This is a genomic window from Massiliimicrobium timonense, from assembly GCF_042850985.1.
Taxonomy (GTDB): Bacteria; Bacillota_I; Bacilli_A; order Erysipelotrichales; family Coprobacillaceae; genus Allocoprobacillus.
The window spans coordinates 226,766-253,027 of record NZ_AP031415.1 but is presented as its reverse complement, the minus strand read 5'-3'; the positions used below and the strand labels follow the sequence as shown (position 1 = coordinate 253,027).

The window sequence follows — 26,262 nt, the reverse complement described above, 5'->3', positions numbered from 1 at the left end:
AAAATATTTTAAGTATTTATAAGGAGGTCTTATGCTCAGTCAAGAATTTCAAGCTGTTTATAATATTTTTAAAATGAATTTTTATGCATCTATGTGTGCAGCTTCTAAAGAGCTTACGATGCAAGAAGCATTTAGCTTAGATATTATCTATATGTTAGGTGAACCTACTATTTTAGAGTATGCAAAATATATGGGGATTTCACAACCCAATGCAACGTATAAAATCAATCAATTGGTTGATAAAGGATATTTAATTAAAACGGTCAGTCAAGAGGATAAGCGTTCTTATCATTTAAAAGTCACAGCGAAGTTTTTAGAGTTTTATCGTGAAAATGACCGTTATATTAAGAGTGCTTTAAGAAAGATTGAAAAACTTTTCAGCAAAGAAGAAATTAAATCCTTAGAAAAAATGCTTCATACAATTAGAATCTTGATGACGGAGGAAAAAAAATGATTAAAATTATTACTGATTCTACTTCAGATATTGATTTAGAATACGCTAAAGAATTAAACATTGAAGTCGTTCCATTAAAAGTTATTATCGATGGAAAAGAATATAAAGATCGCATTGATTTACAACCTGATCAATTTTATGATTTGTTAGTGAATAGTGATACATTACCTTCAACATCACAACCTTCACCACAAGATTTTGCTGATCTTTATGAAACAGCAAAAGATAACAAGGATAGTGTTATTGTGATAACATTATCTAGCACAATTAGCGGAACATATCAAAGTGCTAATCTTGCTAAAGACTTAGTAGAATATGATGATATTTACGTCATTGATAGCTTAGGAACAACACAAATGCAACGTTTACTTGTTTTAAAAGCTGTCGCTTTAAGAGATGAAGGAATGGTAGCTCAGGATATTTATACATTCTTAGAAGAATATAAGCATCGTATTCGTCTATATGCCTTTGTGGATACTTTGGAATATTTATACAAAGGTGGGCGTTTATCCAAAACAGCTGCTACAGCTGGAACACTTTTGAAATTTAAACCTATTATAGGTTTTGATGATGGAAAATTAGAAATGTTTGCTAAGGCAAGAGGAGCACAAAAAGCAACTGCAAAAATTATAGACTTGATTCAACAAAATGGTGAAATGGACTTAAATGAACCTATCTGTATTGGTTATAATGGTTCAACTGATGGTTTAGACAAGTTTGAAAATACTTTAAGAGAAGCTTTCCATTTTGGTGAAACTTTACATGGTGTTATTGGTCCAGTCATTGGAACACATGCGGGACCTGGAGCTCGTTTAATTACTTATGTTGTGAAAAAATAATGTTTAAAAGAAATTGATGATAACATACTATATGTATGATCATCAATTTTTTATTTTTTGAAAGCACTTTTTTATACTCAATATATTAAGCCTAGTCAACGTTTTGACTATGCTAAAGTTGAATTGGGTGATAATATGATTAGTTATAAACCATTGTATGAAACAATGTATAAGCAAGGCATTACAGAGTATGCTCTCATCTATAAAGAAGGAATTTCTGCTAATACAATGTATAGAATTAAACAAGGGAAAGCCATCACAACCAAAACAATTGACACCCTTTGTTTTATATTACACTGTCGTGTAGAAGATATTATTCAATATGTTGAAAATTTAAAAAAAGATGTACGCTGATTGTCATACATCTTTGATTACAACGTAAGTTTTCATTCTTTTATCCAATGAAATATTTATTCAATTCACTTTAGATCAACAATATGCCTTTTATCCTGCTATTATTTTGACATAAAAGGTCCTTTTTCGTGGTCCATCAAACTCACATAAATAAATACCTTGCCATGTTCCTAATATGATTCTTCCTTGATGAATAATAAAAGTTTGACTGGCATTAAAAATTGTTGATTTCATATGAGCATGGGAATTTCCTTCAAAATGATGATAATCTGAATGATACGTTGGAAAAGCACGTTCAAAACCTGCCAGCATATCTCTTACAACATCCGGATCAGCATTTTCATTGACTGTAATTCCTGCTGTTGTATGTGGCGTATAAACAACAACTATACCTTCTTGTATTTGAGATTGTTGAACATCTTTTTTGACTGTTGCTGTGATGTCATGCATTTCCATACGTTTTGAAAATTGATAATGATGTGTTACTAACATAAAATCACCTCTATAGATCTTTGATATACCATTTATCACAGGCATAATGGGGTCCTTTGATAAGTGGTTGATCTAACAGTTGAAAACCATTTTTAAGATAAAAACGATTGGCTGCAATCATATTGGAAAATGTTTCTAAATAACACTGACAATAATATTGTCTGGCAAACTCTAAAGATTGATTCAAAAGTTCTTGAGCAATCCCAGTGCCTCTCACCTCACTATAACAATACATTTTCTGTAATTCACAGATTCCTTCTATTCCATCTAGAGGTCCTATCCCACATCCTCCTACCACATGATTATCTTTTATAACAACTAAATATTGTTTATTTTTAGGTTGATATACTTGATAAAACTGTCCTAAATCTTTATCTTCCCATGCACAACCCGGTTTATTACCACCAAATTCAATTAAACAATCTCGAATGAGTTTTTCAACTTCTAAATTATCTTTTTCTTTAATCAATCGTATCTTCATGAGCAGGTATAACCTTTTTTAAACGTTTTTCAAAATCACGACGTGAAAACATAACAATAGCGCCACATCCTAAGCATTTAATTTTAATGTCCGCACCCATACGAATAATTTTCCATTGATTAGATTTTTTACATGGATGTTGTTTCTTCATTTCTACAATATCATTCAAATTATACTCCATTTTTCAGTTCCTCCCTTTGTAAATATGCCTGATAAGTATTTTCCATTAACATTGCTATGGTCATAGGGCCTACTCCTCCCGGTACTGGTGTAATATATGAAACAATATCTTTTACATCTTCATAATCCACATCACCACATAATTTATGATTTTCATCACGATTAATACCGACATCTAAAACAACAGCCCCTTGTTTTATATAATCTTTATTAAAAAAACGAGGTTTTCCAATAGCTGCAATTAAAACATCTGCTCGTTTGCATAAATCCGGTAAATTCTTTGTACGAGAATGAGCAATCGTTACTGTCGCATGTTTATGTAAACATAACAGGGCTACAGGTTTTCCAACAATATTACTACGCCCTACAACAACAACTTCTTTGCCTGTTAAATCATAGTGAATCTCATCTAATAAAACCATCATTCCTTTTGGTGTACATGGGACAAGTCCTTTTTCACCTAAAACAAGTTTTGCGACATTTGATGGATGAAACCCATCAACATCTTTACAAGGATCAATTGTATTTAAAATACAATCTTCATCAATATGAGAAGGTAGAGGTAATTGAACCAATATACCATCAACTTTATCATCTTGATTCAATGATTGAATGATTCGAACTAATTCTTCTTGAGATGTCTGTTCATCCAATCTTATAATATCTGAAAGCATACCGACATAAGCACAGGCTTTATCTTTATTACGCACATATGTTTGACTAGCTTGATCTTCACCAACTAAAATAACTGTTAATTTCGGTATTCTTTTCCCTTGTTCTTTTAATTCATCTATTTTCATTTTTAATGCATCTTTTCTTTTTTGTGATATTAATTTTCCATCTATATTCATATCTACCACTCCCTTATATGAATTATATCAAAATAAAATCACTTGTAAACAAAAAGAGGAAAACGAATTCCTCTATTGAATAATTGGAGTCTGTGGTTGTTGATTTGTTGAAGGTTGTGTTTGAGGAGAGGATTCCTGAGTAGAATTATCAGCAGGTGTTTCAGGTACAGGTTGAATTGGGGTAACTTCTACAGGCTTTGTACCTCTTTTGACGACTTTATCACGTTTTTTATAGACACTATAAGCTTCTTTCTTTGAAGAAATCAAGTTTCCGTTTTTATCGTAGACATAACGATATGATTGTGCTTTTGCTCCAGTGTAGCCACTTGTCTGAACTTTTTCTTTTCCAAGCTCTAATGTTGGATCATCAATATATTGAGTTTGAAAAGGTGTAGAAGATAATTTTTGACTTGTGATTTTTACATATGTTCCATCAACATCTGTTCCTAAAATCTTACAATACAGACGACTACCACTATAAGACATTTCTATTTTGATAGGGTAATCTCTGTTATTCTTAAATTTGAAGTCAGGTCCACCCCAAGAAACAGTCGCATCTCTACCAATGGGTACATAACTAGATACATAGCTATGATTAGATCTTAAAGTGACTTCTAAATTAGAAAGCAACACTGCATTATATAATGTGGAAGATGATTGACAGACACCTCCACCCACTTCATTAACTGTTTCTCCATCTCGATAAGCTCCAGCTGCTCCAAATCCTCTGGCTGTGGTACGTTGTCCAACTTGTTTGTTGAATGAAAATTCTTCTCCCGGCAATAAGATAGAATTACATTTTATTCCTGCTAAACGGACATTATTCTTTCTAACAGATGAACCACTGACATATGTGGAATAACTTCCTAAAACATCTTTAAATAAATTCTCTTTTAAATCTTCAGTAGAAATATCTGGTTGCGTAATCTTAGCTGAAACTTCAAAAGTTTCTCCTTCTTTTGTTTTTAAAAAGACTTCTTGAGCTTTCTCTAAATCATATGCAACCCCCACTTTAGCATCAACAATAGCGTAATCATTATTTTTATCTAAAGTCGCATTTTTAGCTTCTGTCGCTAATTCTTTATATATTGATTGCATTTCATTGTCTTCTAGATGTGTTTGTTCTAAGTGACACTGTATTTCTTTTTGAAAATCATAATCTTTAAAAGCTTGTTGAATTTGTTGAATCACTAATTTTTCAGTTGTTCTTTCACCATTATGCCCTTTTTTAAAAATAATTTTCTGCTTCCCTAATCCATAAGTTGTCTTTTGTGTTGTGTCATAATTAAGAATTTGACTCTTTTGAATAGCTTCTTTCATTTGATTCTCACTTTGAATCGTTACAGGAATAACAAAATCATGATTCATTAAATAATCATATCCTCTTGTTAAAAAGTTTCCTTTATTTTTAATAATCTTTTCCACACCCTTTTTAGCATCAAAAGATACATTTCCTGTGAAATCAATCGTATAAGTTTGATCTTTAGCTTTCATTTTTATCAATAATTTTTCTGTATCATCTTCAAATTGTTGATTTAAAGTTTCAATAGCTTTTGACTGAGTTAGCTGTCCAACCTTTATACCATTAATTGTTGTATTAGAAACAAAATCCCCTGTTCCTGCCATAATACATAAAATAAGATATATAGTTAATAATACACATATCATTCCAGCTGGAATCATTACTTTTTTATTTTTTAACCATTTTTTATATTTCATAGTCTTATTTTCTCCTATAGATTCTACTCACATATCATAAACTTCTTTGATGCTTCTTGCAAGATGGAGATATAAAAAAATAGTCGTATTTTTTCGACTATTTTTGCTTATTAATAATATGTCTGGCAATTAATATACCATTTGCTCCAGCTTGAGCAAGTCCTCTTGTTAAACCAGCACCATCACCACCAACATACAATCCATCTATTTCACTTTCAAATCCTTCTCTTACTTTAGGTCTAGCTGAATAGAATTTGGCTTCTACACCATAAAGCAAAGTATGTTCATTGGCAATTCCAGGTGTAACATGATCTAAAGCTTCAATCATTTCAATAATTGATTTCATCGTATTATATGGTAATACCAATCCTAAATCTCCCGGTACAGCTTCTGGTAGGGTTGGAACAGTATATCCTTCCTTTAAACGTTTGGCTGTTGTACGACGACCTCTTTTAATATCCCCATATCTTTGCACAATAATACTTCCATGTGATAACATGTTTGCTAATCTAGCTACTTCATGTGCAAATTCATTAGGTTCATTAAACGGTTCACTAAAGACATGGGATACAAGCAAAGCAAAGTTTGTATTAGGACTTCCTAGTTTTGGATCATGGTACGCATGTCCATTGGCTAACATTGTTCCAGAATGATTCTCAATAACAACATGCCCACTTGGATTAGAACAGAATGTTCTGACTTTTGTTCCTACAGAAGCATTATATACAAATTTTCCTTCATATAAATTTTGATTAATTTCATCCATAACAATATTACTTGTTTCAACTCTGACCCCAATATCCACTTGATTGTTATAGAGTTCAAGTCCTTGATGTTTAAACACTTTCGCAAGCCATGTTGATCCATCACGTCCTGGTGCCAAAACAACATGAGGGGCATAGATTTCTTCACCATTTTCTAAGATAATTCCCTTAACATGACGATCTTCTACTATAATATCTTTAACAGCTGTTTTAAAAGCTATATCAATATGTTCTTTTAATTCATTTGACATTTCTGTCATAATTCTTAAATTTTCTTCTGTTCCTAAATGTCTTACTTTGGCACGTAATAATTTTAATCCAACCGCATATCCACGTTTTTCAATTTCTCTTACTTTATCTGTTGTTGGATCTGTAATTTCACGTGTTGCTCCATGTTTTAAATACAATTCATCAACATAATGAATCACATCTTCAACTTCCTGATTATCTAAATAATCTGTCAGCCATCCACCAAATTCACTTGTAATATTAAATTTCCCATCAGAATAAGCGCCTGCTCCTCCAAACCCTGAAGTAATCGAACATGCAGGTAAACATCCTGGTTCATTTTCTTTAATTTGTGGACAACTTTTAATTTTCTTATCTTTAATTGGACAATGTCTATACATCACATCATGTCCTTTATCAATAAGTAAGACTTTTAATTCTGGATTTTTTAAATACAATTCATAACTTGTCATAATTCCTGCTGGTCCAGCCCCAACAATAATGACATCATAATTCTTTTGCATAAAAAAACGCCTCATTTCTGGGGCATTATTAAATAATCCTCGTTTATTATATTCATAAAATCAATACATTGTCAATACAATAAAATGGATTAAAAAATGTTATGAATTGATAAAACTTTTTTCACTATATCAAAAACAATGCGACAATAACAGGAATAGTGATAATTGAAAGTAAGGTTGTCATAAAAACAGTTTTCGCAGCTAAAGCGACATCTTTTTGATATTCTGTCGCAAATAAAACAGCTATATTGCCTACTGGCATTGCAATCATGATTAAGGATACACCTAAAATAAGTGGATCTTGGATAAAGAAACTTAAAACTGGATAAGCAATGATAGGAATAATGATTTGTTTTAAAATGGTAAAAGGATAAACTCTGATTTCATTGAAAACTTCTTTTAATGGAATCGTTGCGAGTGTTGAACCAATCAACATCATTGCAATTGGTGTAGTAATATCTCCTACCATCGTTATTGTTGAAGCGATGACATCGGGTACCTGTATCTCTGTTAAATAAATCAATAAAGCAATCAAAGATGATATGACTCCTGGTGAAAGTAGCTGTCTGGCATTCATCTTAATTTTTTCTGTAGAATGATAATTCATAAAAACAATACCTACAGTAAAGACTAATAAATTAAATAACATATTAAAAATAGCAGTCAAAAAAACAGCTTCGTTACCAAAAATAGATTTCATCACTGGAAATCCCATAAATCCAATATTAGAAAACATAGTCATAAAGATATATAAGCCTTGCTGATGCGTTGGTACTTTTATTATTTTGACAATAATAAAACCAAGTATTGGTAAAACAATAAAGATAATGACACCCACAATAAAAACAAAAGCAATCTTTGAAATATCTTTTTCTAAAGTCGTTGATAAAACAGAAGATACAATTAAAGCTGGTGTTGTGACTGATAATAGTAAACTTGTTAAACGTTTATTAAATTCCACATCAAGAATCTTGATTTTTAATAAACCATACCCCAGTGCAATCACTAGAAATAATTGTATCATCTGTAAAATAATAACTTGTAAATCCACACTTATCCTCTTAATCCATGAGCTTGTCTTTCCATATTTTCAACAACAATGTCATAGATTTCACCAAGTGTTGCTGCATATTCTAAAACAAGCCATGGCTCATTTGTATGATAGTGAATCTTGATAAGTTCATCATCCCCTACTGCCAATAAACAGTCCCCTTGAAAATGTTCTGTAATATAATCATGAATTTCATCTTCGTTTAAATTCTTACCTTCAATAAGTAATTGTGTATCAAATTTATATTCTAACATCGTTATTCTCCTTCAAACAAACATGCTCCATTTGTTTCAATGACTTTCTTATACCAATCAAATGATTTCTTTTTATATCGTTTATATGTTCCATTTCCTAAATCATCACAATCGACATAGATGAATCCATAGCGTTTACTCATCTGTTTTGTTGATTCACTTACTAAATCTATACATCCCCAAGACGTATATCCCATCAAATCAACACCATCTATTTCTATCGCATTCAACATTTCCTTAAAATGTGCTGCAAAATAATCTATACGATATTGATCATCCACTGTTCCATCAATAAGTTCATCTTTTGCTCCTAAACCATTTTCTACGATAAATAATGGTTTTCTATAACGATCATATAAATCCACCAAAGATACTCTTAATCCAATAGGATCAATTTGCCATCCCCACTCAGATGAAGGAATGTATGGATTTTTAATGGCTGTCATTGTATTAGCAGCTGTTTTCTTTAATCCTTGATCATCTTTCGCAACACAGCTAGATGAATAATAACTAAATGATACAAAGTCTACTGGATATTTTTTCATGATATCCAAATCTCCATCTTCCATCTGAATATGAATACCTTCATTCTTGAATTTCGCAAGAAGATATGCTGGATATTCTCCAAATACTTGTGTATCACTATAACAATATGTACTTCTCATATCCTGTTGTGCCTGTAATACATCTTCTGGTTTACATGTATATGGATAATATGTAAGCTTTGTCAACATACATCCTACCTTTGATCCTGGTATTGTTTCATGACATATTTTCGTAGCTAAGGCAGAAGCTACAAACTGATGATGCATCGCCTGAAAAATCACTTCTTGAAAGTTTCTTCCTGGAAATCTGTCTTCGACAAGTCCTCCTGTTGTATAAGGATGTCTAATCATTGAATCAACTTCATTGAATGTCAGCCAATATTTGACCTTATCCTTATATCTTTCACAGATGACCTTAACATATCTGACAAACATATCTACGACTTCTCTTGATGCCCATCCTTCATAATTTAAAACAATATTGATTGGTGGTTCATAATGTGACATTGTCACTAATGGTTCTATTCCATATTTCAAACATTCATCAAAAATATCATCATAGAATTTCAATCCTTCTTCATTTGGTTCTAAATCATCTCCATTAGGGAAGATTCTAGACCATGCAATGGACATTCTATAAACCTTAAATCCCATCTGGGCAAATAGTTGAATATCTTCTTTATAATGATGATAACCGTCAGAGCCATGTCTTTTGGGATATAATGACTCATCAGTTGATTGTAATGCTTCTTCAATATCTTTTGTTGTAATGGCATTTTGTGCTTTATAATCTTGCACATCTACATCTAAATGATGCCTGGCACAGTCAGAAACACTGATTCCTTTTCCTCCCTCGTTCCATCCACCTTCATATTGGTTGGCAGCAGTTGCTCCACCCCATAAAAATCCTTCTGGAAATTGTCTTACCATGTTTTCTCCTCCTCTTTCTTCTATTATACATCATTCCATTTCATCATGTCTTTATTTTCAAAAAAAGAAAGATGAAAAAAAAGTACATCTTTATAATGTACTTAATGAAACATATCTTTTTTCATAAAAATAAATGTAGCCACACCACACGCAATTAACGCTATCAAAGTTGGTACCCACCATACAGGTCCAGGTAATCCAGTAACATTCATTCCATAAAAACTAAAAACGATATTTGGAATAGCCATCACAATTGTAATCACAGTTAATACCTTCATTACAATATTTAAATTATTAGAAATAACAGAAGCAAAGGCATCCATTGTTCCAGATAAAATATTTGAATAAATATTACACATTTCAATAGCCTGATGAATCTCAACCAGTACGTCCTCTAATAAATCTTGATCATCCTCATATAATTTGATTAATTTTCCTCGCATGATTTTATTTAATGTTATTTCATCAGTTTTTAAAGAAGTTGAAAAATAAACCAATGATTTTTCTAATCCCAACATTTGTATTAATTCTTTATTTTGCATTGATCGATGAAGTTTATGCTCAGTTAATGAAGATAAGCGATCAATTTGGCGTAAATAAATCAAATATCTTTGAGAAATCCTTAATAACAATTTCAATAAAAATCTTGTTTTCATTTCTGTATGAATACCTTTGACTTTCCCTGTAGCCATATCTTCAATGTTTAAATTTTCATATAGAGAAATTGTAATAATATATCCTTTCATTAAAACAATACCTAAAGGTAATGTTGTATACTGTAAAGTCATTTTATCATATTTACCTTCAGTTTCTTCGGCACTTGGATAATCGACAATGACTAATGTTTGATTATAGTCATCATCAAAATCAATATGTGAACTTTCTTCTTCATCCAAAGATGCCTGTACAAATTCAGGAACAACGTCTAAATTTTCAATCAAAAAATTTTTTTCTTCTTCAGTAGGTGAAATGACATTAATCCAGCATCCTGTTTCCAATGCTTCAATTTTTTTTGTTTCAGTTCCAAAAGTCTTGTAAAATTCTATCATTTTAATCCTCCTATTCTATAACAGGAGAATTTTTATTATGCCTCCTGTTATGCTTTGTTTGATATTGAAATTCGTTTCTTCATCCGGCTCCGGAGACATAATAACACCTTCTTTCTTTCCCATGCCATTATAACACAAAATATGAGAGATAGAAGCCTTAGAAAGGTAATTTTTTTGTTTTTTTAACAAAAAAAGATTTAAATTAAAAGTTTACTTTCAACTTAAATCTTATTATTCTTAAATCCAATCCGTTCCATCTTCTCTTTTTAAAATATAACGAATCATTTCAAACATTTCTTCTTTGGATTTTGATTTAACAATAAAAACATGATTACCCATTGCAGCACTTAAAGCCGCAGGAACATCTGTTTCTAAAGCAATTTGATCTCCATACTTTTCTCTAATCTGATCATAATTGTACATATACCAGATTCCCTCTCTACGACCAGTGTAAGCTACCCAATATTCACGATGAATATCATAGAAACATTCATTATATTTGATCATATCTGCCCATATCGTATATACATCAACGTTATAAGCATAATTAATCATATCTGGCATATAAGCACCTGGTGCTCTCATATTCACTTCTAAGCCTACAATATCACCCTTTTTACCAAGACCTTCTTTATCTTCATCTAATCTAAAGAACTCAAAATGATAGAAACGACTTCTTGTATCAAAAGCTTCTACAACTTTTTTTCCTATTTCATATAAATCCAATCCTTCAACAGGCTGTGAATAGAATGCAGTATCACTTAATTCATTAACATTATCCATGATAGAATTCAGCATCACATGAGATGAACAAATCAAAATATTTTTATCTTTATCAGTAACTCCATCAAAAGTTTCTACATGCCCGGGCACCATTTCCTCAATAATAAATTGAATATAAGGTGGTTTTGTCGCAAAGAAATAATCTAACTCATCATCACTTTTCAATTTATATGTTGAACTTGCCCCAACACCATTATCGGGTTTAACAATGACTGGATATCCAACTCTATTTGCAAAAGCTTTAGTTGCTAGATAGTCATCTATTTTACGATATCGTGCGGTTGGAATTCCTACAGATTTATAAACATCTTTCATTTTTGATTTATATTTCATTGGTGAAAGATCTTGAATCTTTGTTCCAGTTGTCACATTAAACTCATTTCTTAATGTTGCTTCTAATTCCAGCCAGTATTCATTTTGAGATTCAATCCAATCAATCTTTCCATAATGCCATGTAAAATATGCACAAGCTCTATATACACTTTCATAATCTTCCAAATCATCAACACGATAATATTCTGTTAAGGCAAGTTTTGTATGATATGGCAGATTTTCATAATTCTCATCGCCTATTCCTAATACACGAACTCCTCTGACTTTTAAACGATCACAAAAGTTATAGAAATATGCCGGAAAATTTGGCGAAATAAAGATCACGTTCATATTAGATCACCCTTTCTACAAAATATGGGAATTGTACTTGCCACCAATCCCAATCATGATTCACATCATATCCCCAAAAATCAATCCATGCAGGAATATCTTTATATTCAAGAAGTTCTTTCATACGTGATGTACTTCTAATCATATCATCTTCCCATGCCCCTTGCCCACAGCATAATACAATATGGCATTGACGATACATATCAACATAAGGATGGTCATAACTCATTCCATTTAAATATTGTACGGGTGAGTTACGATATAAAATATCATCATGATAATCACCAAAGAATAAATCACTATCATAATAGCCACTCAAAGCAATTGTTCCTTTAAAAATATCAGGTCTTCTAAACATAAAATTAGCGGCATGAGATGCCCCCATTGAGCAACCTGTTGTATAAATACCTTCAGCATAATTTCCATTATTTCCATAAGAATTGATTTCAAATATTCTTGGTACCAATTCATTAACAATATAATAGAAATATTGTTCAATCATATAAGTGCGATGGCGATTATCTCCCCCTTCAGCAGACCAAGATTCCTGATCAATGCTATCACAGCAGAAAAGCTGAATTCTTCCCTCATCAATAAGATGTTCAACAGTATGAACCATTCCGTTATTTTCAAAATCAAAGAATCTTCCGTTTTGTGATGGAAACACTAATATTGGTGTTCCAGCATGTCCATAAACTTTAAATTCCATATCACGCAATAAACAATCACTATATTCTTTAAACCATTCTGTTTTCATATTCTCCCTCCTATCCTAAAACATATTGAACAAAAGCATCAACTTGTTCCATATTTTCAAAACGTGCAGTATACGTAAAATTCCCCATTGCTCCACTTAGAATATCTGGCATTCTTTCACACATAACTAAATCGAAATGGTATTGAGATATAATATCTTCATGACTATGTGTGTAAGTTATACCATCCCTTCTTCCACAATATACACAATGATATGGACGATGATGATCATATTCACTATATCCTTTAGTTACCATATCTGCATAAATTTGATAGACATCTATGTCATTTGCAAAATTCATCATATCAGGAGTATATCCCCCTGGTGTACGTAAATTCACTTCTAAACCAATAATATCTCCCTTTTTCCCTAATCCTTCTTTATCTTCTAGAAGTTTAAAAAATTCCATATGGAAACATCTTCCTGCTGTATAAAAGGCTTTAACACAAGCATGTCCTGCCTGTTTTAAATCATATGTAATTTCCCTTAATGAGTAATAATACATACTACTTTGATCATTAACAACATCCATTATTGGATTTGGGAAAACATGTGATGTTTCAAAAATAATATCTTTGTCAAGATTAGCAATACCATCATATGAAATAATGAGCCCATTCACAAATTCTTCCATAATGTATTGTGTAACATGTTCTTCTTGATAAAAATTTTCTAATTCATCTTGATTAGAAATTTTATAAGTTTTAGCTGCTCCTACGCCATTATCAGGTTTCACTACAACTGGATAACCTACTTTTTCAATAAATTGTAGACCTTCATCCAAATTAGTAACAAGGTGATAACGTGCAGTCTTGACACCTGCTTCTTCATAAAATTTCTTCATTTTTGATTTGCATTTAATATCTTCAATATGATTCGTATGAATACCTGTTGTAATATTAAAATCTGTACGTAATTTAGCATCTTGTTCCAACCAGTATTCATTATTTGATTCTAGCCAGTCAATATGTCCATAATGAAAAATAAAATATCCCATTGCTTTTATCATTTCATCATAATTTTCCATTGAATAAACTTGATAATAATCATCAATAGAATTCTTTAATTCTTCGCTTAATTGATCATATGGAGTATCTGCAATTGCTAAAACAGTAACACCATTTAATTTTAATCGGTTACAAAATTGATAAAAATTTTTTGGAAAACTTGGTGATATGTATACAAAATTCATAAAATAAAATTCCCCCTTTTTATATCCTTTTTTCTATTATATCATAATAAATAAAAAAAAGAATAAAAAAAAGGCGGAACCAGAAGAAGACTGGACCGTCATGTGAACTGGCAGCGTGCTATTGTCGCAGTTGCCCACTATCTTCGCCGCTATGATGCTTAACTTCTGTGTTCGGCATGGTTACAGGTGTGTCCATCATGCCTTCGCCACCAGATCATCTGAGCACGAACGCTCAAAACTGAACAGCTTCCTTCCTCCCACTTCTTATGGCTAAGCTCTCGGTCTATTAGTATCATTCAGCTCAGCATGTCACCATGCTTGCACCCATGACCTATCTACCTCCTCGTCTTGGAGGGACCTTCCTTCCGAAGAATGGGAAGTCTCATCTTGGAGGGGGCTTCACGCTTAGATGCCTTCAGCGTTTATCCCTTCCGGACTTGGCTACCCAGCTGTGCCACTGGCGTGACAACTGGTGCACCATCGGTCCGTCCACCCCGGTCCTCTCGTACTGAGGGCAGCTCTCCTCAAACTTCCTGCGCCCACGACAGATAGGGACCGAACTGTCTCACGACGTTCTGAACCCAGCTCGCGTACCGCTTTAATGGGCGAACAGCCCAACCCTTGGAACCGACTTCAGCTCCAGGATGCGATGAGCCGACATCGAGGTGCCAAACCTCCCCGTCGATGTGAACTCTTGGGGGAGATCAGCCTGTTATCCCCAGGGTAGCTTTTATCCGTTGAGCGACGGCCCTTCCATGCGGTGCCGCCGGATCACTAAGCCCGACTTTCGTCCCTGCTCGACTCGTCTGTCTCGCAGTCAAACACCCTTCTGCCTTTGCACTCTGCGCATGGTTTCCATCCATGCTGAGGGTATCTTTGGGCGCCTCCGTTACTCTTTGGGAGGCGACCGCCCCAGTCAAACTGCCCACCTGACACTGTCCCGTCCTCAGTTCCATGAGGCCCGGTTAGAACTCCAATGCATCAAGGGTAGTATCCCAACGTCGGCTCCTCGAATACTGGCGTATCCGTATCTCAGCCTCCTACCTATCCTGTACATCATGCATCAGAGTCCAATATCAGGCTACAGTAAAGCTCCATGGGGTCTTTCCGTCTAGTCGCGGGTAACCTGCATCTTCACAGGTACTAAGACTTCACCGAGTCTACAGCCGAGACAGCGCCCAAATCGTTACGCCTTTCGTGCGGGTCAGAACTTACCTGACAAGGAATTTCGCTACCTTAGGACCGTTATAGTTACGGCCGCCGTTTACTGGGGCTTCGGTTCATGGCTTCGCTTTCGCTGACCACTCCCCTTAACCTTCCAGCACCGGGCAGGCGTCACCCCCTATACTTCGACTTGCGTCTTCGCAGAGAGCTGTGTTTTTGGTAAACAGTCGCTTGGGCCGTTTCACTGCGGCTCAGCTTCCACTGAGCACTCCTTCTCCCTAAGTTACGGAGTCATTTTGCAGAGTTCCTTAGCTATAGTTCTCTCGCTCACCTTAGGATTCTCTCCTTACCCATGTGTGTCCATTTTCGGTACGGGCAGAATGCAGTTATGCTAGAAGCTTTTCTTGGAAGCTGGCTTCAGACTCTTCTGTACTTATCGCAATGTTCCATCCGCTTCACGCCTTCGGGTTGCGCCATCCGGATTTGCCTGGATGACCCCTACCTCGCTTGCTCCAGCTATTCCGTCAGCTGGTTGTCCTAGCCTTCTCCGTCACTCCCTCGCCTGCACTCCGGTACGGGATTCTCCACCCGTTGTCCATCGACTACGCCTTTCGGCCTCGCCTTAGGTCCCGACTTACCCAGAGCGGACGAACCTTCCTCTGGAAACCTTGGGTCTCCGGTGCGTGGGATTCTCACCCACGTGCCGCTACTCACACCGGCATTCTCTCTTCCACACGCTCCACGACTCCTTACGGTATCGCTTCTTCGCTGTCTGGAACGCTCCCCTACCATTTACATCGTAAATCCATAGCTTCGGTATCATGCTTAGCCCCGGTAAATTTTCGGCGCAGAGTCATTCGACCAGTGAGCTGTTACGCACTCTTTCAAGGATGGCTGCTTCTGAGCCAACCTCCTGGTTGTCTGTACATCTCCACATCCTTTTCCACTTAGCATGTATTTGGGGACCTTAGCTGATGGTCTGGGCTGTTTCCCTCTTGACCATGGACCTTATCACCCATGGTCTGACTGCCGTCCATGTCTTCATGACATTCGGAGTTTGATTATGCTCAGTACCTCGAGATGAGGCCATCACATATTCAGTGCTCTACCTTCATGCGACTTCCTGACGACGCTAGCCCTAAAGCTATTTCGGGGAGAACCAGCTATCTCCGGGTTCGTTTGGAATTTCACCCCTAGCCACAATTCATCCGCCAACGTTTCAACGGGGGTCGGTTCGGTCCTCCATCGGGTCTTACCCCGACTTCAACCTGATCATGGCTAGATCACCCGGTTTCGGGTCTATGACATGCAACTTTCGCCCTCTTCAGACTCGCTTTCGCTTCGGCTCCGCATCCCCTGCTTAACCTCGCTCCACATCATAACTCGCCGGCTCATTCTACAAAAGGCACGCCATCACCCATTAACGGGCTCTGACTTCTTGTAAGCATATGGTTTCAGGTTCTCTTTCACTCCCCTCCCGGGGTTCTTTTCACCTTTCCCTCACGGTACTGGTCCACTATCGCTCACCAGGGAGTATTTAGCCTTTCGAGATGGTCCTCGATCCTTCCGTCAGGATTCCTCGTGTCCCGACGTACTCAGGGCCTGCCTCGCCTTCCTCCACGACTTCGGATACGGGAGTTTCACCCTCTTCGCTGCGCCTTCCCCTGCGCTTCTCCTGTCATGTCAGATAGGCTTTATCGGCACCCCTATAACCCCATCATACGATGGTTTGGGCTCCTCCGCTTTCGCTCGCCACTACTTACGGAATCGTTCTTACTTTCCTTTCCTGCAGGTACTGAGATGTTTCAGTTCCCTGCGTATCGCCTCGATTCTTCATCGATGTCATCCTCATGGATGACGGGTTCCCCCATTCGGACATCGACGGGTCCTTGCATGCTTACTGCTCGCCGTCGCGTTTCGCCGTTTGCTGCGTCCTTCTTCGCCTCCTGGTGGCCAGGCATCCGCCATACGCTCTTCTTCGCTTAACCTAAAGTGTTCTCTTTTCGTGCTTTCTTAGTTTGCAACTAGATGATTTCGACCTTCTTCCTGATCTCTTTCATCTTTCGTTTCTTCGCTTTCTTGTAGAAAGTTTGCTGTTCAGTTTTCAATGTTCCTGCCTTGAATGCATCTCTACAGATACACTCAAAACCAAACAGTATCCACATCTTCTCTTCTCCCTAGAAAGGAGGTGATCCATCCCCACGTTCCCGTAGGGATACCTTGTTACGACTTCACCCCAATCATCAGTCCCACCTTAGACAGCTCCCTCCTTGCGGTTGGGCCACCGGCTTCGGGTGTTACCAACTCTCATGGTGTGACGGGCGGTGTGTACAAGGCCCGAGAACGTATTCACCGCGACATGCTGATTCGCGATTACTAGCGATTCCAGCTTCGTGCAGTCGAGTTGCAGACTGCAGTCCGAACTGTGAACGGGTTTCTGGGTTTCGCTCCACCTCGCGGCTTCGCCTCCCTCTGATCCGTCCATTGTAGCACGTGTGTAGCCCAGGTCATAAGGGGCATGATGATTTGACGTCATCCCCGCCTTCCTCCTCCTTGCAGAGGCAGTCTCGCCAGAGTCCCCAACCTAATGCTGGCAACTGGCAACAGGGGTTGCGCTCGTTGCGGGACTTAACCCAACATCTCACGACACGAGCTGACGACAACCATGCACCACCTGTGTGAGATATATCTATCTCCCTGTCTCCAGGGCCTTTATCTCCATGTCAAGACCTGGTAAGGTTCTTCGCGTTGCTTCGAATTAAACCACATGCTCCACCGCTTGTGCGGGCCCCCGTCAATTCCTTTGAGTTTCATTCTTGCGAACGTACTACTCAGGCGGAGTGCTTATTGCGTTAACTCCAGCACTGAGGTCTGACCCCCAACACTTAGCACTCATCGTTTACGGCGTGGACTACTAGGGTATCTAATCCTATTTGCTCCCCACGCTTTCGGGACTGAGCGTCAGCTGCACCCCAGACCGCCGCCTTCGCCACTGGTGTTCCTCCATATATCTACGCATTTCACCGCTACACATGGAATTCCGCGATCCTCTGATGCTCTCTAGCTGTGCGGTTTCCACGGCTTACCGAAGTTTAGCTCCGGTCTTTCACCGCAGACCTGCACTGCCGCCTGCTCCCTCTTTACGCCCAATGATTCCGGATAACGCTCGCCACCTACGTATTACCGCGGCTGCTGGCACGTAGTTAGCCGTGGCTTCCTCATGAAGTACCGTCACGCACATGGCATTCCCTCCATCTGCCGTTCTTCCTTCATAACAGAAGTTTACATCACGAATGACTTCTTCCTTCACGCGGCGTTGCTCGGTCAGGCTTTCGCCCATTGCCGAAAATTCCCTACTGCTGCCTCCCGTAGGAGTCTGGGCCGTGTCTCAGTCCCAGTGTGGCCGTCCACCCTCTCAGGCCGGCTACGCATCGTCGCCCTGGTGAGCCGTTACCTCACCAGCTGGCTAATGCGTCATAAGCCCATCCCTGTGCTATCCCGTGGGATATTTAACATAGTCGACATGCGTCCTCTATGCCTATGCGGTCTTAGCTGCCGTTTCCAGCAGTTATCCCCCTCACAGGGGCAGGTTGCTTATGTCTTAATCACCCGTTCGCCACTCAATGCCGAAGCATTGCGTCCGACTTGCATGTATTAGGCACGCCGCCAGCGTTCATCCTGAGCCAGGATCAAACTCTCCATTGTCCTTTTCTATCTTCAGACAATTTCATGTCTTCTTGACTCTTTCTTTTTTCCTATCTTTATTGACGTGTTTACTGTTCAGTTTTCAATGTTCCTGTCGCCCTCTCTCTCGAGTGCTCATCTATAATATCATCTATTCCTCCCCTTTGCAACCCTTTTTTTTACTTTTTTTCATCTTTTCTATTTTTCACCCTTTCCATCAATGTTTTTTCTTTCTGTTTTCTTTTGTTTCCTTCATAGAAGATAAACTAGGCCCATCAATAAGCTTACCAAAAGCTGTAAAAGTTGATTGATGACAAGGGCATATCCATATTTTATCTTTTTGATCAAACTGCAAAATACATCTCATATGGGGACAATACGGAGAAAATATATGACATTTTCCAACCTTATCCTTATATACTGCTCTTAATTTACTTCCAATTCTCACAATTTTCCCTTCTTCATACGACATCTGATTCAATTCTTCATAGTGAAATCTCAAACCAATATAACCCTTATAATACGATTGAAGCAGTTCTTTTTGATACTCTTTTGCAAAGCTTATTGAAAAATATTGACAACTATATAAACTACGATAAGGATTTTGCTGATGTATAATACAATCTTTAATGAGTCTTGCTGCTACTTGAGATAAAGTCATACCCCATTTTTGAAATCCATAAATAACATATTCATGTGTATGTGGCTTTATTTCACCAATATAAGGGACTCCTCTTAAAGGAATACTGTCCATTGCATACCAATCACAACTTTTAATATCTATATATAACCCTTTTTGATTAATAGGTCGATAACTTATGGATTGATCTATACAAAGACGGCTTGAATTCCCATCATACAAACGACAATCTATATTTTCTTTTGTTTGAAACAGTTTAGCAAAATACATTCCTTTTTTGATAAATGGATACCTTGTCGCATGAACAACATATTGACATTGGATTTGATATTGACCAACTTTCACTTCAAATGCATAATGTTTTCTTTTTACCTTACTCACTTGACTATACTCATAAAACTTCACTCCACTTTTTTGACAAATTTTTACCAATTGATATAAATATTTTAATGGATGAAAAACGGCTTGATGTTTCAAACCTATTGAAGCAAGATGTTGTGAATCACTGATCGTTTCCACACGAAAAGATTTCAATATATTTTCTATCTCTTGAATAAGAGATACATATTGTGGATCATCTGTATATAAATAAGCATCATTTTCATAAAAATCACAGTCTATATGTTCTTTTTGAACAATTTCTCTTATTTCTTGAATAGCACTTTCCTGAGAAAGAAAATATAAATGTGCATAATGAATGTCATAATGTTTCTTCAATAATTGATAAATTTGCCCATGTAAAGATGTTATTTTAGCAGTTGTATGTCCACTTGTTTGAAATCCAACTTGTCCTCTTTCCACTACTACTACACGATATGGCAAATCCTTAAGCTGATATGCTAAAGAAACACCCGCTAATCCTGCTCCAATAATGACAATATCCGCCTCTAAATCTTCCGTTACCTTTTCACACTTTATAGACGATGTTGTATCTTGCCAATAAGACTGATTCATATTTCATCACCAAGTTCTATTTTACCCAGCAACTTTGATTTTAAACAAAAAAGAGAACTAATTTCTCTTTTGCTGCGGTAAAACAATCTCAATCGTTGTTCCAACATTGAGTTCGCTTTTCAAAGAAATCGTTCCCTTATAATTAGAAACAATATGTTTAACAATAGCCAGTCCCAGACCTGTTCCACCACGTTGTTTACTTCTTCCTTTATCAACACGATAAAATCTTTCAAAAACACGCCCCTGATCAGCTAACGGAATACCAATTCCTGTATCTTCTACAACAATCTTCATTCCATCACCTTGTGCTTCAATATCTACAAACACTTGACCATGATCTTTATTATATTTAATCGCATTTCCAATCAAATTATTTAATAAAGTATAAATTTGCTGGTGATTTCCCATATATGTCATCTCATCAAAGTCATATTCTATATGAATATCATGTTTAGCAATTTCTACCTCATAACTTTCAAGAACTTCATCGACAATTCCTTTCATTTTTAATGGCATAATTTCTGCCTCAATATCCATACTTTCCAATCTCGATAACATTAATATATCATTGATTAACCTCGACATACTATCCACTTCAGTTTGAATTTTTTCTAACATCATTTGTTTCTGTCTATCATTTTGGACAACTCCCTGTGCCAGTAAATCACTATAACCTCTAATTGAAGTCATTGGTGTTTTTAATTCATGCGAAACATTAGAGAAAAATTCACTACGCATTTTTTCAGCTTTTTTAGATGCTGTTATATCTACAAACAGTAAAGTTGTCCCAAAATCCACACGCGAAATATAACAAGCATAAATATTATGATCTATTTTTATTTCTACCTGCTGCTTCATGATGTTATTTTTCAAAGCCTGAATAATATCCGGAAAATAAAGATAATCAAAGATACAATCATGGACTTTCATATCTCCTAAAATAGAAGCTGCTTTTTCATTTATACTTAATATCTGGTAATCTTCATCTAACAAAACAAATCCTTCATTCATCTGTTTAAGAATTTCATCAATTTTAATTCTTTCCAGTTTCACTTGACGCATAGATTTACGTAGCCTATGTGATAAATTATAAATCGTATCAACAATGACATTAAATTCCTGATAATCATAATCTTTTAAATCAACTCTAAAATCTTTACTCATACGATCTAAACCTTCACTAATTTCAATAATAGGTTTAGAAATTGTAATTGCCAGTTTTCTTGATAAAACAAAAGCTATAAAGAAAGAAATACCACTACTTAATGCAAATGCTGGAATGAGCGAAGCCAAGTAATCAGTAATGCCATGATAAGGAATAGAAAGACGAACAATATAATCTCCTTGATTATATAAAGCTACATAAAGTGTATCTTCATGCGTTGTTTCTGATTTTCTTTGGGCATATCCTTCACCATTTTGAAGTGCTTCCTGTACCTCATTACGATTTAAATGATTTTCTGAAATTGAATCTCTCGCCGTATCTGCCACAACATTTCCTTGAAGATCAATGACACTAATACGTGTATCATCACTATATGCCAGTGGATTCAATTCATCAATCTGTTCATCAAGATTTTGACTGTAATCTAAAGCATAATCAATTAATTTTAAAGAATATAACATATCATGCTCAGTAGTATCTAAAATACTATTAGAAACAAGCATAGCTGAAATGGTACAACTGCTAAGCAAAGCAACAATTAAAATAACAATAAAATAACGGAGGATAGACTTAGTCATATTTATCCTCCTCTTTTTCAACAAAACGATACCCTACAGATCGAATTGTTTTAATATATTTTTCTCCATCATCATTCAGCTTCTTACGAAGTGATCGAATATGCACATCTAATGCTCTCGATTCACCAATAAAATCATATCCCCATATATTATTCAATAATTCATCTCTTTCTACAACACGTTCTCTATTTTCAATTAAATAAACAAGTAACTGATACTCTTTATGTGTTAAATCCATCACTTCTTGATTATGTTTAACCACATGTGTTGATTTATCAATAGACAAAGATGGTGTTCTTAAAACTTTTGACTTTGGATGAACCCTTCTTAACAATGTACGAACACGAGCACAAAGCTCTAAAACACCAAATGGCTTTGTCATATAGTCATCACTACCACTATCTAAACCATGAATCTTATCAATTTCACTATCTTTAGCACTTAAAATTAAAATCGGTATTTCTGTATTTGTTTCTCTAATCTTTTTGACTGCAGAAATGCCATCCATTTGAGGTAACATGACATCAAAAATAGCCAAATCTGGTGCATCTCTTTTAATTTCAATAATAGCATCAATCGCATTATCAAATAATGTCACTTGATAACCATTAGACTCAAGAGATAGCTTGACTATCTCCTGAATATTTTCATCATCTTCGATAACAAAGATACGTTCGTTCATTGTTATACCTCCTAAATCAATCTTTGATCATTGACAGAACCTGTTTGATTAAACTCTAGCCATTCACAAATATTTACAGCATGATCTCCTACTCTTTCCAAGTATTTCGCAATCATCAAAAAGTCAATACAATAATCAATTTTTTCACTATTCTCCTTTAGAATTTCAATAACTTCCTGTTTGACTTCTTCAAACAAAGCATCTATTTCATCATCCATACTCTTAACCAAACGAGCTGTAGATAAATCTTTTTTAATAAAAGAATCAATTGCCTCATGAACCATAATCTTTGCTTTTTTAGCCATTGTTGGAATATGCTCAACTGTTCTATAAGCATGTTCTCCTTCAAAATTCATAATAATTTCAGCAATATCTGCTGCCTGATCCCCAATTCTTTCCAAATCTGTTACAATTTTTAAAGCTGTTGTGACATTTCTTAAATCTGTCGCAATTGGTTGTTGACGTAAAATCAAATTAAAAGCTCTTGATTCCACCGTTCTTTCCATATCATTAATCAAACGGTCATTTGTAATGATTTCTTTAGCTAAAGTCTTATCTTGATGTTTAAATGCATCAATCATATTTTCAATAGCCAATTCAACAAGATGCCCCATTTTTGTTAAATCAACATTCAGTTTTTCTAATTCTTCATCAAATAATTTTCTCATCATTTTCCATACCTCCATTATATTTGTTTTTTATAAAAAACACAACTCTTAACCAAAACGACCAGTAATATAATCTTCTGTACGCTTATCCTTAGGCATTGAGAAAATGTCTTTTGTTTCACCATATTCTACCATTTCTCCAACAAGAAAGAAAGCTGTATAATCAGCAATACGTGATGCCTGTTGCATATTATGTGTTACAATCGCAATCGTATATTTATCTTTTAATTCCATCAATAATTCTTCAATCTTTAAAGTAGAAATAGGGTCTAGTGCACTTGTTGGTTCATCAAGTAAAATCACTTCAGGTTCTACTGCTAAACATCTGGCAATACATAAACGTTGTTGTTGTCCCCCTGATAAACCAAGCGCTGATGTATGCAAACGATCAGAAACTTCATCATATAAAGCTGCAGCTTTTAAACTTTTTTCAACAATTTCATCTAATTTCTTTTTATTTTTAATACCATGAATTCTTGGTCCATAAGCAATATTATCATAAATACTCATTGGAAATGGATTAGGTTGCTGAAAAACCATCCCTACTTTTTTACGTAACACTGTTGTATCAACACGTGGATCATAAATATTTTCTCCATCTAATGTAATCTCACCATCAATTTTTACATTATTCACATAATCATTCATTCTGTTTAAAGTCTTTAAGAATGTCGATTTCCCACATCCAGAAGGACCAATAAAAGCCGTTATTTTATTTTCTACAATATCTAAATTCACATCTTTCAATGCATGTTTTTCTCCATAATGAAGATTTAAATTTTTAGAACTAATTTTTACACTCATTTTTTTAACCTTCCTTAATCAATTTTATTGACATCAAATCTTTTAGAAATCCATTTTGCTAAGAAATTCAATACTAATACAACAACAATCAAAATCAACGCAATGACAAATGCGACTTCATAATTAGCTTTAGCCATCTCTAAATATAACTGAATTGTTAATGTTCCACCACTTGAGAACAAGTGTTCAAACAATCCTCTTGGTAAAGTTGATAAACTTCCAGCAGTAAAGAGTAAAGCAGCAGATTCAGCCACAATTCTTCCCATTGCTAAGATAATACCTGTTAAGATTCCGGGAATAGCACTTGGTAATAAAACTGTACGAATCATATACCATTTTGTTGCCCCAATTCCTAGTGCTGCTTCACGATAGCTTTTTGGGACAGCCTGTAAGGCAACTTGTGTGTTTCTAGAAATAATAGGTAAAATCATAATAGCTAAAGTCAAAGCCCCTGTTAAAATGGAATAACCTAATTCAAGGAAATTTCCAAAGAACAACATCCCAAACAAACCATAAATAATAGATGGTATTCCTGCTAAAACTTCTGTTGTAAATGAAATGACTTCAACAAACTTTTTATTTTTAGCATATTCATTTAAATAAATAGCTCCACCAATACTGATTGGACCTGCAATAATTAAAGTCACAACAATCATATAAACAGTATTAATAATATTAGGTAAAATACCTACTGTATTCTTTAAAATACTTGTTGTATTAACAAGATAACCAAAATCAAAACTTGGAATACCTCTGATTAAGATATAACCAATAATCACAACCAATAAACCAACAGAAATAAAAGTGGATAATTGAATGAGAAAACTCAAGATTTTATCACTTAATCTACTTTTTTTATCAAAAATACTATTTTCCATCTTCTCCACCTCGTTTTAAAATAAATGTTAAAATTAAATTAATTGCTAAAATAAAGATAAAGAGAACTAATCCAATTGTAAATAAGACTTCTCTATGTGTTCCTGAAGCATATCCCATTTCAGAAACGATACCAGTTGTTAAGAAACGAACTGAATTGAATGGTAATGGGAAATTGACTGAGTTCCCTGCCACAAGCAAGATAGCCATGGCTTCACCAATTGCACGACCAACACCTAATACAACCGCTGACATAATCCCATTTTTAGCAGCTGGTAAAACAACTTTAAAAATTGTCTGCATTTGACTTGCACCTAGCGCCAAAGAACTTTTACGATAATCATCTGGTACTGATTTTAATGATGTTTCCGTAATATTAATTAAAGTTGGTAAAATCATAATGGCTAAAACCAAAATAGCAGAAATCAAATTGGCTCCACCCGTAAACTGATGTGTTTTTGACCCAGCAAAAATCATCAACTCTAATTGATACATCAATGGATTGATAATTAAAATTCCTAATAACCCATAAACAACTGAAGGAATCCCTGCTAATAATTCAACAGCTGATTTAATAATATTTCTTACCTTTGGATTTGCAATTTCTGCTAAATTGACAGCTGTTAAAATACCAATAGGAACACCAATTAAAATTGCAAAGAATACACCAACAATTGATGTTAAAATAATGTTTAAAATCCCATATTGTGGATTGGCAGCTGTTGGTGCCCAAACATTACTAAATAAGATTTCAGTTAACCCAACCTTAAAAATAGCAGGTGTCCCTGAAACAAACATATATGCTGTAATACCAACAACGGCTACAATAGAAACAACTGCACAACAAATAAAAATAACAGAAGCTGTTTTTTCTACCATTGATTTTGTTTTTCTATTTGCAATAATACTGATTGTCTTTCTTTCCATATTTAAACCC

23 protein-coding genes and 3 rRNA genes are annotated in these 26,262 nt (G+C 35.4%); 3 read left to right on the top strand and 23 right to left on the bottom strand.

All coding sequences use genetic code 11. The features are described 5' to 3' along the window. Nucleotides 1–31 precede the first annotated feature (31 nt). Genes ACGHJ8_RS01325 through ACGHJ8_RS01315 form a run of 3 tightly spaced genes read left to right on the top strand, consistent with a single transcriptional unit; the run spans nucleotide 32 to nucleotide 1,647 of the window. Nucleotides 32–454, top strand: coding sequence for a MarR family transcriptional regulator (locus ACGHJ8_RS01325; RefSeq protein ID WP_087359821.1), 423 nt, complete (start codon nucleotides 32–34; stop codon nucleotides 452–454). Continuing rightward, complete coding sequence (locus ACGHJ8_RS01320; RefSeq protein ID WP_087359819.1) at nucleotides 451–1,293, top strand: DegV family protein; 843 nt, start codon at nucleotides 451–453, stop codon at nucleotides 1,291–1,293. Before ACGHJ8_RS01325 ends, ACGHJ8_RS01320 begins: the two co-directional genes overlap by 4 nt. Nucleotides 1,294–1,350: 57 nt before the next feature. Then, nucleotides 1,351–1,647 (top strand): helix-turn-helix domain-containing protein, encoded by a 297-nt coding sequence (locus ACGHJ8_RS01315; RefSeq protein WP_390541233.1) that lies wholly within the window; start codon nucleotides 1,351–1,353, stop codon nucleotides 1,645–1,647. Nucleotides 1,648–1,737: 90 nt separating this feature from the next. On the opposite strand, the gene ACGHJ8_RS01310 is transcribed toward ACGHJ8_RS01315, so the two are convergent. From ACGHJ8_RS01310 to pstC, 23 genes are all read right to left on the bottom strand, one after another. Beyond that, entirely contained in the window at nucleotides 1,738–2,139 is a 402-nt protein-coding gene (locus ACGHJ8_RS01310; RefSeq protein ID WP_087359813.1) for a secondary thiamine-phosphate synthase enzyme YjbQ, read from the bottom strand. Nucleotides 2,140–2,149: 10 nt separating this feature from the next. Then, a complete protein-coding gene (locus ACGHJ8_RS01305; protein ID WP_211962226.1) occupies nucleotides 2,150–2,620 on the bottom strand; it encodes a GNAT family N-acetyltransferase in 471 nt (156 codons plus the stop codon). Further along, a complete protein-coding gene (locus ACGHJ8_RS01300) occupies nucleotides 2,601–2,801 on the bottom strand; it encodes a DUF951 domain-containing protein (protein WP_087359807.1) in 201 nt (66 codons plus the stop codon). The genes ACGHJ8_RS01305 and ACGHJ8_RS01300 overlap by 20 nt, the downstream gene beginning before the upstream one ends. Then, the gene (gene folD / locus ACGHJ8_RS01295) at nucleotides 2,791–3,651 is read right to left on the bottom strand and encodes a bifunctional methylenetetrahydrofolate dehydrogenase/methenyltetrahydrofolate cyclohydrolase FolD (RefSeq protein ID WP_087359804.1); all 861 of its coding nucleotides are present in this window, start codon (nucleotides 3,649–3,651) and stop codon (nucleotides 2,791–2,793) included. The genes ACGHJ8_RS01300 and folD overlap by 11 nt, the downstream gene beginning before the upstream one ends. Nucleotides 3,652–3,723: 72 nt before the next feature. Further along, nucleotides 3,724–5,370 (bottom strand): VanW family protein, encoded by a 1,647-nt coding sequence (locus ACGHJ8_RS01290; protein WP_390541229.1) that lies wholly within the window; start codon nucleotides 5,368–5,370, stop codon nucleotides 3,724–3,726. Nucleotides 5,371–5,467: 97 nt separating this feature from the next. Further along, a complete protein-coding gene (locus ACGHJ8_RS01285) occupies nucleotides 5,468–6,886 on the bottom strand; it encodes an NAD(P)/FAD-dependent oxidoreductase (RefSeq protein WP_087359797.1) in 1,419 nt (472 codons plus the stop codon). Between the two features lie 124 nt (nucleotides 6,887–7,010). Then, nucleotides 7,011–7,937 carry an AEC family transporter gene (locus ACGHJ8_RS01280; protein ID WP_087359794.1) on the bottom strand — a complete coding sequence of 309 codons (927 nt, stop codon included), beginning with the start codon at nucleotides 7,935–7,937 and terminating at the stop codon, nucleotides 7,011–7,013. Between the two features lie 2 nt (nucleotides 7,938–7,939). Further along, on the bottom strand, nucleotides 7,940–8,191 hold the full coding sequence (locus tag ACGHJ8_RS01275; RefSeq protein ID WP_087359791.1) for a kinase to dihydroxyacetone kinase: 252 nt from the start codon (nucleotides 8,189–8,191) through the stop codon (nucleotides 7,940–7,942). A gap of 2 nt (nucleotides 8,192–8,193) precedes the next feature. Further along, nucleotides 8,194–9,666, bottom strand: a complete 1,473-nt coding sequence (locus tag ACGHJ8_RS01270; protein ID WP_390541226.1) for a family 1 glycosylhydrolase — start codon at nucleotides 9,664–9,666, stop codon at nucleotides 8,194–8,196. A gap of 101 nt (nucleotides 9,667–9,767) precedes the next feature. After that, complete coding sequence (locus tag ACGHJ8_RS01265; protein ID WP_087359785.1) at nucleotides 9,768–10,715, bottom strand: magnesium transporter CorA family protein; 948 nt, start codon at nucleotides 10,713–10,715, stop codon at nucleotides 9,768–9,770. A gap of 237 nt (nucleotides 10,716–10,952) precedes the next feature. Then, a complete protein-coding gene (locus tag ACGHJ8_RS01260; RefSeq protein ID WP_211962229.1) occupies nucleotides 10,953–12,161 on the bottom strand; it encodes an acetyl-CoA carboxylase biotin carboxylase subunit family protein in 1,209 nt (402 codons plus the stop codon). A gap of 1 nt (nucleotide 12,162) precedes the next feature. Continuing rightward, entirely contained in the window at nucleotides 12,163–12,918 is a 756-nt protein-coding gene (locus ACGHJ8_RS01255; protein ID WP_087359779.1) for an esterase family protein, read from the bottom strand. A 10-nt stretch (nucleotides 12,919–12,928) separates the two neighbouring features. Beyond that, nucleotides 12,929–14,110 carry an acetyl-CoA carboxylase biotin carboxylase subunit family protein gene (locus ACGHJ8_RS01250; protein WP_390541223.1) on the bottom strand — a complete coding sequence of 394 codons (1,182 nt, stop codon included), beginning with the start codon at nucleotides 14,108–14,110 and terminating at the stop codon, nucleotides 12,929–12,931. Nucleotides 14,111–14,215: 105 nt separating this feature from the next. Then, nucleotides 14,216–14,324: ribosomal RNA gene (gene rrf / locus ACGHJ8_RS01245) — 5S ribosomal RNA — on the bottom strand. Nucleotides 14,325–14,376: 52 nt separating this feature from the next. Then, nucleotides 14,377–17,262 (bottom strand): 23S ribosomal RNA (locus tag ACGHJ8_RS01240). A gap of 193 nt (nucleotides 17,263–17,455) precedes the next feature. Then, nucleotides 17,456–18,979 (bottom strand): 16S ribosomal RNA (locus ACGHJ8_RS01235). The 16S, 23S and 5S rRNA genes sit together here, the layout of an rRNA operon. Before the next feature lie 196 nt (nucleotides 18,980–19,175). Next, nucleotides 19,176–20,552, bottom strand: a complete 1,377-nt coding sequence (locus ACGHJ8_RS01230; protein ID WP_390541221.1) for an FAD-dependent oxidoreductase — start codon at nucleotides 20,550–20,552, stop codon at nucleotides 19,176–19,178. 57 nt (nucleotides 20,553–20,609) lie between these two features. Then, on the bottom strand, nucleotides 20,610–22,295 hold the full coding sequence (locus ACGHJ8_RS01225) for an ATP-binding protein (RefSeq protein ID WP_087360223.1): 1,686 nt from the start codon (nucleotides 22,293–22,295) through the stop codon (nucleotides 20,610–20,612). Then, on the bottom strand, nucleotides 22,288–22,977 hold the full coding sequence (locus tag ACGHJ8_RS01220) for a response regulator transcription factor (RefSeq protein ID WP_087360220.1): 690 nt from the start codon (nucleotides 22,975–22,977) through the stop codon (nucleotides 22,288–22,290). Before ACGHJ8_RS01220 ends, ACGHJ8_RS01225 begins: the two co-directional genes overlap by 8 nt. Before the next feature lie 11 nt (nucleotides 22,978–22,988). Further along, nucleotides 22,989–23,648: a phosphate signaling complex protein PhoU gene (gene phoU, locus ACGHJ8_RS01215; RefSeq protein ID WP_087360217.1), complete on the bottom strand. Its 660-nt coding sequence runs from the start codon at nucleotides 23,646–23,648 to the stop codon at nucleotides 22,989–22,991. Nucleotides 23,649–23,693: 45 nt separating this feature from the next. Next, nucleotides 23,694–24,449 (bottom strand): phosphate ABC transporter ATP-binding protein PstB, encoded by a 756-nt coding sequence (gene pstB / locus ACGHJ8_RS01210; RefSeq protein ID WP_087360214.1) that lies wholly within the window; start codon nucleotides 24,447–24,449, stop codon nucleotides 23,694–23,696. Nucleotides 24,450–24,463: 14 nt separating this feature from the next. Continuing rightward, a complete protein-coding gene (gene pstA, locus ACGHJ8_RS01205; RefSeq protein WP_205091011.1) occupies nucleotides 24,464–25,327 on the bottom strand; it encodes a phosphate ABC transporter permease PstA in 864 nt (287 codons plus the stop codon). Continuing rightward, nucleotides 25,317–26,252, bottom strand: a complete 936-nt coding sequence (gene pstC, locus ACGHJ8_RS01200; RefSeq protein WP_211962232.1) for a phosphate ABC transporter permease subunit PstC — start codon at nucleotides 26,250–26,252, stop codon at nucleotides 25,317–25,319. The genes pstA and pstC overlap by 11 nt, the downstream gene beginning before the upstream one ends. Between the last annotated feature and the right edge of the window lie 10 nt (nucleotides 26,253–26,262).